At 54.1% G+C, this 353-nt stretch carries 1 protein-coding gene; it reads right to left on the reverse strand.

What is annotated here, in order from left to right:
- Positions 1 to 314 (reverse strand): Rsd/AlgQ family anti-sigma factor (locus AC1DF0_RS32725; RefSeq protein ID WP_477577806.1); only part of this gene is annotated, 314 nt, incomplete at its 3' end.
- Positions 315 to 353 lie beyond the last annotated feature (39 nt).

Consider the following 353-nt stretch of genomic DNA (forward strand, 5'->3'; position numbering starts at 1 on the left):
TTGAACGACAGCGCCATCTCGGTGCTCACGTCGATACGCGGGTTGATCTGCTCCGCCAGTTCAAGGCCGCCATCGTCGCCAAAGGCCTTGGCCTCATTGACCAGATGCTCACTCACTTCGAAGTGCCAGGCAGAAACGTAATCGACAAGAATCTCGCAGAACCGACCGTTCAAGGACTTGTCGGCGAAAGCCGGTTTGGCATTTCGCAAGTCGTGGAACGACTTTACCAACTCTTCACGCTCTTGTAGCCAGCGGTCAATGAGCTTATGAACCCCACCCCAGCGTTCCTGAGCATTCTGACAACTATCTAACATGGCGATCTCTCTTCCCTAATGGGTCATGCCGTTCTACGC

The organism is Paenibacillus sp. 05T425, assembly GCF_056396205.1.